Here is a 13,464-nt window from a genome sequence, read left to right on the forward strand (position 1 = left end):
GAAACAAAACCGGATAATTTGTAACCTCAGCGTCACGCAGACGAACTCATGCGGAAACGCCGACCCCTCACACTCATGAATAGAGACGGTGCAACATCCGTCACCATTCGTGAAAGAGGTTGAAATGGATCAAGGCAACACCGCCTTTGTACTCATCAGCGCAGCTCTCGTGCTCCTGATGACTCCCGCCCTGGCATTCTTCTATGGCGGTCTCGTCAAAGCCAAGAGCGTCGTCAGCATGATGATGCTGAGCTTTGGCTCACTTGCTCTCATTGGCGTTCTGTGGGTTATCTACGGATACGCCATTGCGTTCGCCAACGAAGGTTCTCCAACTTTCTATGGCATCGACGGCATTATCGGTATCGATACCGCCTACATCGGTCTTGAAGGTCTTCTGGAAACCCCAGAGGGTGCTGCCTTCCCACCACTGGCATTCGCTGCATTCCAGGCAACCTTTGCCATCATCACTGTCGCGCTGATCAGCGGTTCGATCGCTGACCGTGCAAAGTTCGGCGCATGGTTGGTCTTCGCAGGTATCTGGGCAACCGTTGTGTACTTCCCCGTTGCATCGTGGGTCTTCAACTTCACCATCGTGGATGGCAAGATTGTTGACGGCGGATGGATTGCCTACAACCTGGGCGCCATCGACTTCGCTGGTGGTACAGCTGTTCACATCAACGCAGGTGCTGCTGCACTCGCACTCGCACTCGTGCTCGGTAAGCGCATTGGTTTCGCTAAGGGTGTAGCAAAGCCTCACAACGTTCCATTGGTTCTGCTCGGAGCAGGTCTGCTGTGGTTCGGCTGGTTCGGCTTCAACGCAGGTTCAGAACTTGCTGCTGACGGCATTGCATCGCTGGCCTTCATCAACACCATCGCTGCTCCTGCTGCTGCGGTACTTGGATGGCTCCTGATCGAGCGCATCAAGGAAGGCAAGGCAACTTCGGTTGGCGCGGCTTCGGGTGCTGTTGCTGGTCTTGTAGCAATTACTCCCGCCTGTGCAAACCTGACTCCCATGTGGGCAATTGTTCTAGGTTTGGTAGCCGGTGCAGTCTGTGCCCTGGCTATTGAGCTCAAGTTCACCTTCGGTTTCGATGACTCTCTCGACGTAGTGGGTATCCACCTCGTTGGTGGTCTGATTGGAACTCTGTTCCTTGGATTCTTCGCAACCGATGTGGGCCTTCTCTTCTCTGGTTCGTTCGACCAGTTGGGCAAGCAGGCCATCGCAGCCTTCACCGTCCTGATCTTCTCCTTCGTTCTGAGCTACATCATCGGAACGATCATCGAGAAGACCATGGGCTTCCGTATCAAGAACGAAGATGAGCTCGCTGGCATCGACACCATCGTTCACGGCGAAGAGGGTTACGCACTCCAGGACGCTTAATCCGCGTTCATAACTGAATACGCACGCGCTGGGCCCTGCAGAGAACTGCAGGGCTTAGCCGCGTTAACGTGTTCGAAACATAAATGCTTCATGAATGAAACGCGTGTAGCAAAGAATCTCTTCTGGAGGTTCTCATGGATACAGGTAATACCGCTTTTCTGATCATCTGCACGGCTCTCGTGTTGATGATGACTCCCGCCCTGGCATTCTTCTATGGTGGTCTTGTTCGTGCCAAGAGCGTGATCAGCATGATGATGCTCAGCTTTGGCTCGATGGCCATTGTTGGCGTGCTCTGGATTGTTTATGGCTACGCCATCGCGTTCCCCGCACTGGACAGCTCATCGTTTTATGGCATTCCTGGTGTCTTCGGTATTGATCTCGCTCACATTGGCCTGGAAAACCTCCTGGTTATTCCCGAGGGTGCCTCTGTTCCTCCTCTTGTTTTTGCTGCGTTCCAGGCAACCTTCGCCATCATTACCGTTGCGCTGATTTCAGGAGCCATTGCTGACCGTGCCAAGTTTGGTGCGTGGATGGTCTTTGCTGGCGTCTGGGCGACTCTGGTCTATTTCCCTGTTGCCTCGTGGATCTTCAACTTCACTGTTGTAGATGGTGAAATGACCAGTGGTGGTTGGCTCGTGTACAACGTCGGTGCCCTCGACTTTGCCGGTGGTACAGCTGTTGAAATCAACTCTGGTGCCGCAGCTCTTGCTCTTGCTTTGGTCCTGGGTAAGCGCATTGGTTTCGCAAAGGGTGTTCACAAGCCACACAACGTTCCCTTTGTTCTGCTGGGTGCTGGTCTGCTCTGGTTCGGGTGGTTTGGCTTCAACGCCGGTTCTGCTGTGGCAGCGGATGGTATTGCGGCCATTGCCCTCATCAACACCATGGCCGCTGGTGCATCCGGAATTATCGGATGGCTCATCATTGAGCGTTTCAAGGATGGCAAGGCAACCTCTGTGGGTGCTGCTTCTGGTGCTGTTGCCGGTCTGGTCGCCATTACGCCGTCCTGCGCATACTTGACACCTACCTGGGCGCTGGTACTTGGTCTTTTGACTGGAGTGTTGTGTGCGCTAGCTGTTGAGCTCAAGTTCACCTTCGGTTTTGATGACTCGCTCGACGTGGTGGGTATCCACCTTGTCGGTGGTCTGATTGGAACCTTGTTCCTCGGATTCTTCGCTACTGAAGTTGGTCTGATCTACTCCGGATCCTTTGAGCAGCTGGGCAAGCAAGCAATTGCGGCCTTCAGCGTCTTGATCTACTCGTTCGTCATGTCCTTTGCCATTGGCTGGGTCATTGATAAGACCATGGGCTTCCGTGTTCGTAACGAGGATGAACTTGCCGGTATTGACTTGGTCATGCACGGAGAAGAGAGCTACGACTACTAAACCTGCGTGTCAGGTTTTGCGTTAGAGCAAACTTCTCGATAAAGTTCCAAGGTACTCATTAGAGTGCAACGCGGATGTGGCGCAGTGGTAGCGCATAACCTTGCCAAGGTTAGGGTCGCGAGTTCGAATCTCGTCATCCGCTCGAGTGTGGTCATTCCTAAGACTTACTCATTGTTAGCGTGGGCAACCACCTACGGTGGATTGGCCGAGAGGATAGGCAGCGGCCTGCAAAGCCGTCCACACCGGTTCGAATCCGGTATCCACCTCCAAAACTAGGTTGAAAGACTTAGCTTTTGAGCGATTGGCGCAGCGGTAGCGCGCTTCCCTGACACGGAAGAGGTCGCTGGTTCGATCCCAGTATCGCTCACTGAAAACCCTCGGATTTCCGGGGGTTTTTCTTTTGGCTAGGCTGGGAGTAGAGAAAGTTCTAAGAGGAGTTCACTTCGTGTCTGATGTTTCCGGTTCACTCACCGTTCAAGCTTCCAGCGATGGCTTTGCGCTCTTCACAGACCGCAGCATCGTCGCCATGCGTGTCAACGGCGAACTTCGTGACCTAGCTCACGTCCTCAATGCTGGTGACGTTGTTGAACCTGTTGCCATCGATTCGGCAGATGGCTTGAACATCCTTCGCCACTCGGCCGCTCACGTACTTGCCCAGGCTGTCCAGAATGTGAATCCTGAAGCAAAGCTGGGAATCGGCCCTCCCGTCACTGACGGTTTCTATTACGACTTCGATGTTGAAGAAGCCTTCACGCCAGAAGACATGAAGGCCTTGGAAAAGGCCATGTCTCGCATTGTTCGCGCTGGACAGCGCTTCATGCGTCGCGTTGTCACCGAGGAAGAAGCTCGTGCAGAACTTGCTGCAGAGCCATACAAACTTGAACTGATCGGCCTCAAGGGTGGAAACACCGGAGATGACAACGAGAGCGTTGAAGTCGGTGGCAATGAACTCACCATCTACGACAACGTAGATCCCGCCACCGGGGAGACCGTGTGGAAGGACCTCTGCCGCGGTCCTCACATTCCGAACACGCGCATGATTGGTGAAGGCTTCGCCCTCACTCGCCTGGCTGCTGCCTACTGGCGCGGTTCAGAAAACAACCCCCAGCTTCAGCGCATCTACGGCACCGCATGGCCTTCAAAAGCAGACCTTCGTGCCTACCAAGAACGACTCGAAGAAGCTGCCAAGCGTGACCACCGCCGTTTGGGTAGTGAGCTTGATCTGTTTAGCTTCCCTGACGAGATTGGTTCTGGTCTTCCGGTATTCCACCCCAAGGGTGGTGTGATTCGTCGCACGATGGAGGATTACTCTCGTCGTCGCCACGAAGAAGGTGGCTATGAGTTTGTCTACTCACCTCACATCACCAAGTCGAACCTTTTTGAAACCAGCGGTCACCTCGACTGGTATTCCGATGGCATGTTCCCTCCCATGAAGTTGGACGAGATTCGCAACGAGGCAGGGGATGTGACCCGCCAGGGCGTCGACTACTACCTCAAGCCGATGAATTGCCCCTTCCACATCCTGATCTTCAAGTCACGCTCCAAGAGCTACCGCGAACTTCCCTTGCGTTTGTTCGAGTTTGGTTCTGTTTATCGTTATGAGAAGTCAGGTGTCGTTCACGGTCTGACTCGCGTTCGCGGTATGACTCAAGATGATGCTCACATCTTCACCACGCGCGAGAACATGAAAGAAGAACTCACCAAGGTTCTGAACTTCGTGCTGTCGCTCCTTCGAGACTACGGTCTGGATGACTTCTATCTGGAGCTCTCTACCAAGGACCCCAAGAAATATGTCGGCGATGACGCTATCTGGGACGAAGCCACCGAGACGCTACGCCAGGTTGCAGAGGACTCTGGATTGACCCTGGTGCCAGATCCAGGTGGTGCTGCCTTCTATGGCCCCAAAATCTCCGTACAGGCACGTGACGCAATTGGTCGTACCTGGCAGATGTCGACCATTCAACTCGATTTCAACCTGCCCGAGCGTTTTGATCTCGAATACACAGGCTCGGATGGCAATCGTCACCGTCCCGTCATGATCCACCGTGCCCTCTTTGGCTCAATCGAACGTTTCTTTGGCGTCTTGACGGAGCACTACGCTGGTGCATTCCCACTCTGGTTGGCTCCAGTCCAGGCCATCGGTATTGCTGTTGCTGAAGAGTATGAAGAGTATCTCTCCGGTGTTCTTGACCAGCTCAAGGCTGAAGGACTTCGCGTTCAACTGGATGCCAGTGATGACCGCATGCAGAAGAAGATCCGTAACGCCGCAGCCCAGAAGATCCCTGTGCAAATCATTGCTGGTGAAGAAGACCGCAACAACGGTGCCGTGAGCTTCCGTTTCCGTGACGGAAGTCAGCGCAACGGTATTCCGGTCAGTGAGGCAATCGCACTTCTCGTAGGTGCTGCCAAGGATCACCGTCAAGTACTCACTGCAGACGATCTATGAACCACTACGGAGAAAGTGAATTCGAAGGTGTAGATCTTCGATCTGCTTCTTCGTTCGCTGGAGTTCCTGATGAATTTCAGCGTCTGTGGACCCCGCATCGCCTTGCCTACATTGAAAATGGCCAACAGCCACCCGAGGCGGACTGTCCTTTTTGCCTGGCACCGGAAATGTCTGACGAAGAGGGCTTAATTGTTCACCGAGGCACGCATGCCTTCGTCTTGCTGAACCTGTATCCCTATAACAGTGGACATTTACTTGTCTGCCCCTACAGACACGTTGCGATGTATGACGACGCAACTGTTGAAGAGACGGCAGAAATAGCTAGTCTTACTCAGGAAGCAATGCGAGTACTGAAGAAGGTTTCTTGCAATGATGGCTACAACATCGGCATGAATCAAGGCCGGGTTGCTGGAGCTGGAATTGCAGATCACCTTCATCAACATGTGGTGCCCAGATGGGCCACGGATTCGAATTTCTTCCCCATCATTGCCAAGAGCAAAGCAGTAACTGCTCTGCTCGGTGATGTGCGTAATGCCATTGCGCAAGCATGGCCCAAAGCAAACTAAACTTTTTCCTCTCACCCTCTAAAGAAGAAGCTGTAGATCATGACTGAAAAGAACAACGCCCCTCTCACTGGTAGCAACCGCGTCAAGCGTGGACTTGCAGAGCAGCTCAAGGGCGGTGTCATCATGGACGTCGTCAACGCAGAGCAGGCTCGCATTGCTGAAGACGCTGGTGCAATTGCAGTAATGGCTCTGGAGCGTGTCCCCGCAGACATTCGTGCGCAGGGTGGCGTAGCTCGCATGAGCGACCCCGACCTCATTGAGGGCATTCAAGCTGCTGTGAAAATTCCCGTCATGGCTAAGGCCCGTATCGGTCACTTCGTTGAGGCACAGGTTCTTGCCGAGCTCAACGTTGACTTCATTGACGAGTCCGAAGTTCTCAGCCCAGCTGACTACGTCAACCACATCGACAAGTGGGCATTCGATGTTCCTTTCGTCTGTGGTGCAACAAACCTGGGTGAAGCTCTTCGTCGTATCAACGAAGGTGCTTCCATGATTCGCTCCAAGGGTGAAGCTGGTACCGGTGACGTTTCTGAAGCAACTAAGCACATCCGTAAGATCAACTCAGAACTGCGTTGGTTGTCCTCCATGTCGAAGGACGAGCTTTACGTTGCTGCTAAGGAACTTCAGGCTCCCTACGACCTCGTTGTAGAGGTTGCAGCTGCTGGAAAGCTTCCTGTTCCTATGTTCACCGCTGGTGGTGTTGCCACTCCTGCAGATGCAGCCATGATGCTTCAGCTCGGTGCTGATGGTGTCTTCGTCGGCTCAGGTATCTTCAAGTCGGGTGACCCTGCTGCTCGCGCAAAGGCGATCGTCAAGGCAGCAGCATTCTTCGATGACCCCAAGGTCATCGTGGAAACCTCTCGCGGACTCGGTGAAGCAATGGTCGGCATCAACGTCGCTGACATTCCTGCACCACACCGCCTCGCTGATCGTGGCTGGTAACTTCCAGCACCTCAGAATTGGCGTCCTCGCCTTTCAAGGTGATGTTCGTGAGCACATCCAGGTTCTCGAAGAACTTGGTGCGCAGGTCAGTAAAGTTCGTCGTCCCGATGAACTAGCCGCTGTGGACGCATTGGTGATCCCTGGTGGGGAATCCAGTGTGATGGACAAGCTAGTTCGCTTGTTTGGCATGCAACAACCTCTTCGTGACGCCATCGCTAGTGGGCTTCCTGTTTTTGGTACCTGTGCGGGACTCATCATGATGGCTGACCACATCGTGGACGCTATTGCCGAACAAGAGTCGCTCGGTGGACTTCATGTCGATGTTCGTCGAAATGCTTTTGGCACCCAGATTGATTCTTTTGAGGTTGACCTCGAAATGCCAGGTGTCACAGCTGAACCTGTTCCTGCAACGTTTATCCGTGCTCCGATTGTGGAACGCGTTGGTGAGGGTGTCCGCGTGATTTCCCAACTTGCCGATGGTCGCATCGTTGCTGTTGAGCAGGGATATCTCCTTGGTATTTCTTTCCACCCTGAAGTCAACGGTGATACCCGAGTTCATGAATACTTCCTTGGGCGCGTAGCCCAATCTGTTGTTGAGAAGAAAGCTAGTATCTAAGGCATGTCTGGACATTCCAAATGGGCAACCACCAAGCACAAGAAGGCGATTATTGACTCTCGCCGTGCGAAGTCATTTGCCAAGCTGATTAAGAACATTGAAGTAGCAGCCAAGCTTGGCGGTGCTGACCTTTCTGGAAACCCCACCTTGGTGGATGCGGTTCAGAAAGCAAAGAAGACAAGTGTTCCCAACGACAACATTGATCGCGCCATCAAGCGTGGTGCTGGACTTACTGGTGACTCGGTTGAATACACCACCATCATGTACGAAGGTTACGGACCTAACGGTGTTGCACTTCTCATCGAATGTTTGACCGATAACAAGAACCGTGCCGCCGCTGAAGTGCGGACTGCGATGAGCCGTAATGGCGGAAACATGGCAGATCCTGGTTCTGTTGCCTATAACTTCAGCCGCAAGGGTGTTATTCGCGTTTCTGCTCAGACCGGTATCGATGAAGATTCCATCCTGGCTGCTGTTCTTGACGCGGGTGCTGAAGACGTTGAAACACACAACGGTTCGTTCGAAATCATTTCTGAACCTCAAGACCTGGTCAAGGTGCGCGAAGCTCTTCAGGCTGCCGGCATTGACTATGACTCTGCTGATGCAGAGTTCGTGCCTAACCTCGAGGTTGAAGTTGATGCGGACACTGCACGCAAGGTGTTCAAGCTCATTGATGCACTCGAAGATTCCGACGATGTTCAAAACGTCTTCAGTAACTTCGACTTGAGTGAATCAGTTCTCGCTGAGCTCGAGCAGGACTAACTTGCGCATTCTCGGAGTTGATCCGGGGCTTACCCGTTGCGGTGTTGGCATCATCGATGCCAACGCTGATCGTTCTGTGTCACTTGTCTCAGTCACGGTGCTCACAACGGATAAAGATCTTGAACTGCCACAAAGACTGCTTCAACTCCGAAGCGAACTTGCTGCGCTGATTGAAGAATTCAAGCCTGAACGAATAGCTGTCGAGCGCGTCTTTGCTCAGCACAATCTCCGCACCGTGATGGGCACCGCACAAGCAAGTGCTGTCGCATTCGTGGAAGCTGCCGAGCGCGGCATCCCCGTCGATATGCATACTCCCAGTGAGGTAAAGGCATCTGTCACTGGAACGGGCCGTGCCAACAAGGTGCAAGTGGCCACCATGGTGGGAAGACTCCTGACCCTGCCCGAAGGAAAATTGCTTCCTGATGCAACGGATGCGCTAGCTTTGGCGATCTGTAATGCCTGGCGTGGGGGAGCGGGAACTGCGCCCAAGGGCGCACTCACTCCTGCACAGCAGCGTTGGCGTGATGCGGAGCGTCAGGCCAAGAAACGCGGTTAACAACGCTTAAGCTGAGCAGGTGATTGCCTCCCTGCGCGGCACCGTACTATCGGTGCGAGAGAACACCTGCATCGTTGATGTGAACGGTGTTGGCTATGCAGTGAACATCACTCCCTCTCACAAGCGTTCACTTCATGTTGGAAACGAATACTCATTCCTCACGTCACTCATTGTGCGTGAAGATTCCATGACGCTTTTTGGTTTTGAGAATCCTGAAAGCCTGGAACTCTTTGAGCTCCTGCTCTCTGTTTCTGGTGTTGGTCCACGCTCTGCACTTGCAGTCTTGGCTGAACTCTCTCCAGCAGATATTTTGACTGCGGTTGTTAATGAAGATGACACGGCGTTCAAGAAGGTTTCTGGAGTAGGTCCGAAGACGGCGAAGTTGATTATTGTGCAGCTCGCAGGAAAGCTCACTGCACTTTCCCACACTGATGTGGTTGCATCAGCAATCCCTGCAAGTTCTGCCATTACGCTCAGTGTTGTTCAAGCACTTGTTGGTCTTGGCTGGAATGAAAAGACCGCGCGAGATGCAGTCGAATCCCTGGATACGTCATCTGCCTCCGCAACCACAGCATCTGTTTTGAAAGAGGCCCTGGCATCCTTAGCGAGGAACAGTTGATGTCTGAGTTCGACATCACTTCAGTTGAGCCTCTCGACGAGGCAGAACTCGACTTTGAAGGCGCACTTCGCCCGTCCTCGCTAGACGAGTTTGTTGGACAGCGCCGTGTCGTTGGTCAACTAGATCTGCTGCTCAAAGCTGCCGAGATGGATAGTCGAACCCCCGATCACATCTTGTTGGCTGGCCCTCCTGGGTTGGGTAAAACGACTCTTGCGATGATCGTGGCTCATGAAACGGGACGTGCATTGCGCATGTCGAGCGGTCCAGCAATTTCACACGCGGGGGACTTGGCCGCCTTGCTGTCTTCTTTGGTTCCTGGTGAAGTGTTATTCATCGATGAAATTCACCGCATGGCTCGTTCCGCCGAAGAAATGCTTTACCTCGCGATGGAAGACTTCCGAATCGACATCATGGTGGGCAAAGGGGTGGGTGCCTCGAGTATTCCACTCGAACTTCCACCATTCACGTTGGTTGGCGCCACCACTCGTACAGGGTTACTCGCTAACCCTTTGCGCGACCGTTTTGGTTTCACCGGTCACCTTGAGTTCTACGAAACTGAAGAGCTGTTGCGTGTGTTGACTCGTTCAGCAGCTCTTCTCGGGCTTGAAATTCCGCAACCTGCTCTTGCTGAAATCGCAGGACGCAGCCGAGGAACGCCACGTATTGCTAACCGTTTACTCCGCCGAGTTCGCGACTATATGACTGTTCATTCGTCTGAGTCAGCAATAGATGCTGTCAACAATGCTCTCGCTTTGTATGACGTCGATCCTCGAGGACTCGATCGTCTAGACCGATCAGTTCTCACAGTGTTGATCAATCGCTTTGCTGGGGGACCGGTTGGAGTCTCGTCATTAGCTGTCTCTATTGGTGAAGACGCGGAAACAATCGAAGCAGTTGTCGAACCTTTCCTCATTCGTGAGGGCCTCATTGTGCGCACCCCTCGGGGACGTGTCGCCACTCAGGAAGGTTGGAAGCACTTAGGTCTGACTCCACCTGCAAATGACCCCACACTTCTGTGACCTATACTCAATTAGCGGTGATTTCTCACCAACTCCAAGCAATAACTAAGGATTTCTCGTGGATGCAATGACACTTTTCATGATGGCCGTTTTGGCTGTCCTGGTCTTCTTCATGTTCCGTAACGGCCAGAAGCGTAAAAAGGCTGCTCTTGAACTGCAGAACCAGGTTGTTGTTGGCGCTCACGTTATGACTACTTTTGGTGTCTATGGAACCATCAAGTCCATTGATGAGGCAGAGAACATTGTTGTTCTCGAGACCTCTCCCAAGAACACCCTCAAGCTTCACCGTCAGGCAATTGCTCGTGTTGTTGAGTCTACTGCTGTCACTCCCTCTGCTGGTGAGGCAATTGGTGCAGATCTGACCAACCTTGCACTCAACCCTGAGGCTGAATCTGGCAAGCTCGAAATCGACCCACAGTTCGGTGAGCGTAAGCCCAAAAACTCAAAGTAATGGCTAAGTCTCAGTCAACGCGCAAAGCCCTGCGCTCTCTGACCTGGCTGCTCGTACTTGTCGCTGGTTTAGTAGGTATTAACGCTGCTGGTGTGCTCTGGGGTGGCGGTTCATGGGCTCCCAAACTCGCTCTCGACCTCGAGGGTGGTACTCAGATTGTGCTCTCTCCTCAGTTGGAGAGTGGACAGACTGTAACTACTGAGCAGATGGCTCAGGCGGTTTCGATTATTCGTCAGCGCATCGACGCTGCTGGTGTTTCTGAGGCAGAAATCAACACTCAAGGCAACAACAACATTGTTGTTTCCATCCCGGGTACTCCTGACGACGCAACCCTTGCGCGCATTGAGGCATCTGCAAAGCTTGATTTCCGTGCCGTTCTAGTAGCTGGCGCTCCAACTACTTCAACGATTGGAGCAGACGGGACAGCCACACCTGTTCCGGTGGGAACTGTTGATCCGAACCTTTCCTCTGTTCCCGCGGTTTCCCCCTCAAACGGCAGCGACCTTAACTGGGTTACTCCTGCCCTTCAAGCACAGTATGAACAATTCGATTGTGCTTCAGAAAACGCTCAGGTAGCTAATGCAGCACCTGAAGACCAGCCACTGATCACATGTGACTTCACCAACACTGTCAAGTACATCCTGGGGCCGGTTGAGGTTTCTGGTGCTGATATTTCTAACGCTGGTGCAAGCATGGTTACCACTTCTACGGGAGCCACTACTGGCCAGTGGGCAGTTGACCTTGCATTCAATGGCAAAGGCACTAAAGACTTCGGAGACGTTACCTCACGCCTCAACGCCCTAACTGGTTCACAAAATCAGTTCGCCATTGTTCTAGATGGCAAGGTTCTAACTGCCCCCGCAACAAATGCTGCGATTACTAACGGCAGCGCTCAAATTACCGGTGGATTTACCCAGACCAGCGCCAAGACTCTTGCTGACCAGTTGAAGTATGGTGCGTTGCCTATTGGTTTCCAAGTGCAGTCTTCGGACACTATCTCGGCAACGCTGGGCTCTACCCAGTTGATGAGTGGTTTGCTGGCAGGTGCCATTGGTTTGTTACTTGTCGTTCTGTACTCCCTGTTCCAGTACCGCACTCTTGGCTTAGTTACTGTTGCCTCTCTCGTTGTGGCTGCGATCTTGACCTACCTCGTAGTTACGATCCTGTCTTGGCGTGAAGGCTACCGACTCTCACTTGCTGGTGTTGCAGGTTTGATTGTGGCCATTGGTATTACTGCTGACTCCTTCATCGTGTACTTCGAACGTATTCGTGATGAGTTGCGTGATGGACGCGGAATTGAATCTGCAGTCGAGTCGGGCTGGAAGCGCGCTATCCGCACCATCATTGCCTCGGATGCTGTCAATTTCCTTGCGGCAATCGTCCTCTTCATCCTCGCTGTGGGTAACGTGCGTGGTTTCGCACTGACACTCGGTCTGACAACGATTGTTGACCTCTTCGTTGTTTCGCTCTTTACCCACCCCATGCTTCAGCTTTTGGCGAAGACGAATTTCTTTGCAAGTGGCCACAAGTTCTCCGGACTTGATCCACAGGCTTTGGGTGCTGCATACCGAGGACGAGCACAGTTTGCGCCTTCGACAGCTGTGTCCTCAGGAAAGCTCGCAAAGTCTTCAAAAGAAGCCCTCAAGCGTCAAACCATTGCTGAGCGCAAAGCTCAACAGTCCTCCGGTGAGAAGGGTGAGAACTAATGGCTAGTTTTTCTCAGTTCGGTAATGACCTCTACACCGGTGCACGTTCCATCAACATTGTTGGTCGCCGCAAGCTCTGGTACACGATTTCTGCTGTGTTGATTCTGATCAGCATTGTGGGCCCCATCCTTCGTGGCGGTTTTAACTTTGGTATCGAGTTCACCGGTGGTAGTGAGTTCGTTATTTCGAACGTCACGGACACCTCTCAGACCTTGGCTACGAATGCAGTTCAGGCTGTAGATCCCAACACGGTTCCTAAAGTTTCTCGTCTGGGTGATGCCAGTGTTCGTGTTCAGACCGAACAGCTGACGGATACACAGACTCGTGAAATCCGCAATGGTTTGGCTCAGGCTTATTCAGTACCTGTTGAGAACGTCACCAGTTCGTTTATTGGCGCCAGCTGGGGGCAGGACATTACAGCCCAGGCAATTAGAGGTCTGTTGGTCTTCTTGGTGCTGGCAGCACTTGTCATGGCTATTTACTTCCGCACCTGGAAGATGTCTCTCGTAGCAATCATTGCGTTGCTCCACGACCTTGTGATTACTGCTGGTATCTATGGCATCTCCGGATTTGAGGTTACGCCAGGTGCTGTTATTGGTCTGCTGACCATTCTTGGATACTCCCTCTATGACACGGTTGTTGTCTTCGACAAGATTCGTGAAAACACGAGCGGTTCCACCAGGGAAGCTGGCTTCACTTTTGCTCAGCAGGTGAACTTGGCCGTAAACCAGACTTTGGTTCGTTCGATCAACACCTCGGTAGTTGCAGCACTTCCCGTGGCATCGATTCTGTTTATTGGTGCCTTCGTTCTTGGTGCAGGAACGCTCCGAGACATTTCACTTGCATTGCTCATCGGAATCATCGTGGGAACCTACTCCACCATCTTCCTTGCAACGCCTCTCTACGCTCAGATTCGTTCCAATGAGCCCGAGATTCGTAAAAGCGATAAGAAGGCATTGGCTGCCCAAGGCAAGGCTGACGCGGCTTCAGAGCCTGTCTCTGCTTAATTGCAGATAAG

The 13,464-nt window shown here is 52.8% G+C and carries 13 protein-coding genes and 3 tRNA genes; all 16 read left to right on the top strand.

All coding sequences use genetic code 11. The features are described 5' to 3' along the window. Positions 1 to 124 precede the first annotated feature (124 nt). On the top strand, positions 125 to 1,381 hold the full coding sequence (locus AURMO_RS03780) for an ammonium transporter (protein WP_110234860.1): 1,257 nt from the start codon (positions 125 to 127) through the stop codon (positions 1,379 to 1,381). A 134-nt stretch (positions 1,382 to 1,515) separates the two neighbouring features. Next, positions 1,516 to 2,763, top strand: coding sequence for an ammonium transporter (locus AURMO_RS03785; RefSeq protein WP_110233230.1), 1,248 nt, complete (start codon positions 1,516 to 1,518; stop codon positions 2,761 to 2,763). Positions 2,764 to 2,833: 70 nt separating this feature from the next. Next, a tRNA-Gly gene (locus tag AURMO_RS03790) sits at positions 2,834 to 2,905 on the top strand. A 53-nt stretch (positions 2,906 to 2,958) separates the two neighbouring features. Beyond that, positions 2,959 to 3,032: transfer RNA gene (locus AURMO_RS03795), tRNA-Cys, on the top strand. A gap of 26 nt (positions 3,033 to 3,058) precedes the next feature. Beyond that, a tRNA-Val gene (locus AURMO_RS03800) sits at positions 3,059 to 3,130 on the top strand. Between the two features lie 159 nt (positions 3,131 to 3,289). Then, positions 3,290 to 5,209 (top strand): threonine--tRNA ligase, encoded by a 1,920-nt coding sequence (gene thrS / locus AURMO_RS03805; protein WP_110234861.1) that lies wholly within the window; start codon positions 3,290 to 3,292, stop codon positions 5,207 to 5,209. Further along, positions 5,206 to 5,775, top strand: coding sequence for an HIT family protein (locus AURMO_RS03810; RefSeq protein WP_110233231.1), 570 nt, complete (start codon positions 5,206 to 5,208; stop codon positions 5,773 to 5,775). Before thrS ends, AURMO_RS03810 begins: the two co-directional genes overlap by 4 nt. Before the next feature lie 39 nt (positions 5,776 to 5,814). After that, complete coding sequence (gene pdxS, locus AURMO_RS03815; protein WP_110233232.1) at positions 5,815 to 6,717, top strand: pyridoxal 5'-phosphate synthase lyase subunit PdxS; 903 nt, start codon at positions 5,815 to 5,817, stop codon at positions 6,715 to 6,717. Next, positions 6,707 to 7,333: a pyridoxal 5'-phosphate synthase glutaminase subunit PdxT gene (gene pdxT, locus AURMO_RS03820; protein WP_239406865.1), complete on the top strand. Its 627-nt coding sequence runs from the start codon at positions 6,707 to 6,709 to the stop codon at positions 7,331 to 7,333. Before pdxS ends, pdxT begins: the two co-directional genes overlap by 11 nt. A 3-nt stretch (positions 7,334 to 7,336) precedes the next feature. Continuing rightward, a complete protein-coding gene (locus AURMO_RS03825) occupies positions 7,337 to 8,095 on the top strand; it encodes a YebC/PmpR family DNA-binding transcriptional regulator (RefSeq protein WP_110233234.1) in 759 nt (252 codons plus the stop codon). Between the two features lies 1 nt (position 8,096). Next, the gene (ruvC, locus tag AURMO_RS03830; protein WP_110233235.1) at positions 8,097 to 8,651 is read left to right on the top strand and encodes a crossover junction endodeoxyribonuclease RuvC; all 555 of its coding nucleotides are present in this window, start codon (positions 8,097 to 8,099) and stop codon (positions 8,649 to 8,651) included. 19 nt (positions 8,652 to 8,670) lie between these two features. Then, positions 8,671 to 9,270: a Holliday junction branch migration protein RuvA gene (gene ruvA, locus AURMO_RS03835; RefSeq protein WP_110233236.1), complete on the top strand. Its 600-nt coding sequence runs from the start codon at positions 8,671 to 8,673 to the stop codon at positions 9,268 to 9,270. After that, the gene (gene ruvB, locus AURMO_RS03840; protein WP_110233237.1) at positions 9,270 to 10,289 is read left to right on the top strand and encodes a Holliday junction branch migration DNA helicase RuvB; all 1,020 of its coding nucleotides are present in this window, start codon (positions 9,270 to 9,272) and stop codon (positions 10,287 to 10,289) included. Before ruvA ends, ruvB begins: the two co-directional genes overlap by 1 nt. Before the next feature lie 67 nt (positions 10,290 to 10,356). After that, positions 10,357 to 10,740, top strand: a complete 384-nt coding sequence (yajC, locus tag AURMO_RS03845; RefSeq protein ID WP_239406876.1) for a preprotein translocase subunit YajC — start codon at positions 10,357 to 10,359, stop codon at positions 10,738 to 10,740. Beyond that, positions 10,740 to 12,446, top strand: a complete 1,707-nt coding sequence (secD, locus tag AURMO_RS03850) for a protein translocase subunit SecD (protein WP_110233239.1) — start codon at positions 10,740 to 10,742, stop codon at positions 12,444 to 12,446. Before yajC ends, secD begins: the two co-directional genes overlap by 1 nt. Further along, positions 12,446 to 13,453 (top strand): protein translocase subunit SecF, encoded by a 1,008-nt coding sequence (secF, locus tag AURMO_RS03855; protein WP_110233240.1) that lies wholly within the window; start codon positions 12,446 to 12,448, stop codon positions 13,451 to 13,453. The genes secD and secF overlap by 1 nt, the downstream gene beginning before the upstream one ends. Positions 13,454 to 13,464 lie beyond the last annotated feature (11 nt).

This window comes from Aurantimicrobium photophilum (assembly GCF_003194085.1).
In the GTDB taxonomy this organism is placed as follows: Bacteria; Actinomycetota; Actinomycetes; order Actinomycetales; family Microbacteriaceae; genus Aurantimicrobium; species Aurantimicrobium photophilum.

Coding starts and splice junctions, on each gene's coding strand:
- AURMO_RS03780 (WP_110234860.1), top strand. CDS start 125: ATGGATCAAGGCAACACCGCCTTTGTACTCATCAGCGCAGCTCTCGTG.
- AURMO_RS03785 (WP_110233230.1), top strand. CDS start 1,516: ATGGATACAGGTAATACCGCTTTTCTGATCATCTGCACGGCTCTCGTG.
- thrS (WP_110234861.1), top strand. CDS start 3,290: ATGCGTGTCAACGGCGAACTTCGTGACCTAGCTCACGTCCTCAATGCT.
- AURMO_RS03810 (WP_110233231.1), top strand. CDS start 5,206: ATGAACCACTACGGAGAAAGTGAATTCGAAGGTGTAGATCTTCGATCT.
- pdxS (WP_110233232.1), top strand. CDS start 5,815: ATGACTGAAAAGAACAACGCCCCTCTCACTGGTAGCAACCGCGTCAAG.
- AURMO_RS03825 (WP_110233234.1), top strand. CDS start 7,337: ATGTCTGGACATTCCAAATGGGCAACCACCAAGCACAAGAAGGCGATT.
- ruvB (WP_110233237.1), top strand. CDS start 9,270: ATGTCTGAGTTCGACATCACTTCAGTTGAGCCTCTCGACGAGGCAGAA.
- yajC (WP_239406876.1), top strand. CDS start 10,357: ATGACACTTTTCATGATGGCCGTTTTGGCTGTCCTGGTCTTCTTCATG.
- secD (WP_110233239.1), top strand. CDS start 10,740: ATGGCTAAGTCTCAGTCAACGCGCAAAGCCCTGCGCTCTCTGACCTGG.
- secF (WP_110233240.1), top strand. CDS start 12,446: ATGGCTAGTTTTTCTCAGTTCGGTAATGACCTCTACACCGGTGCACGT.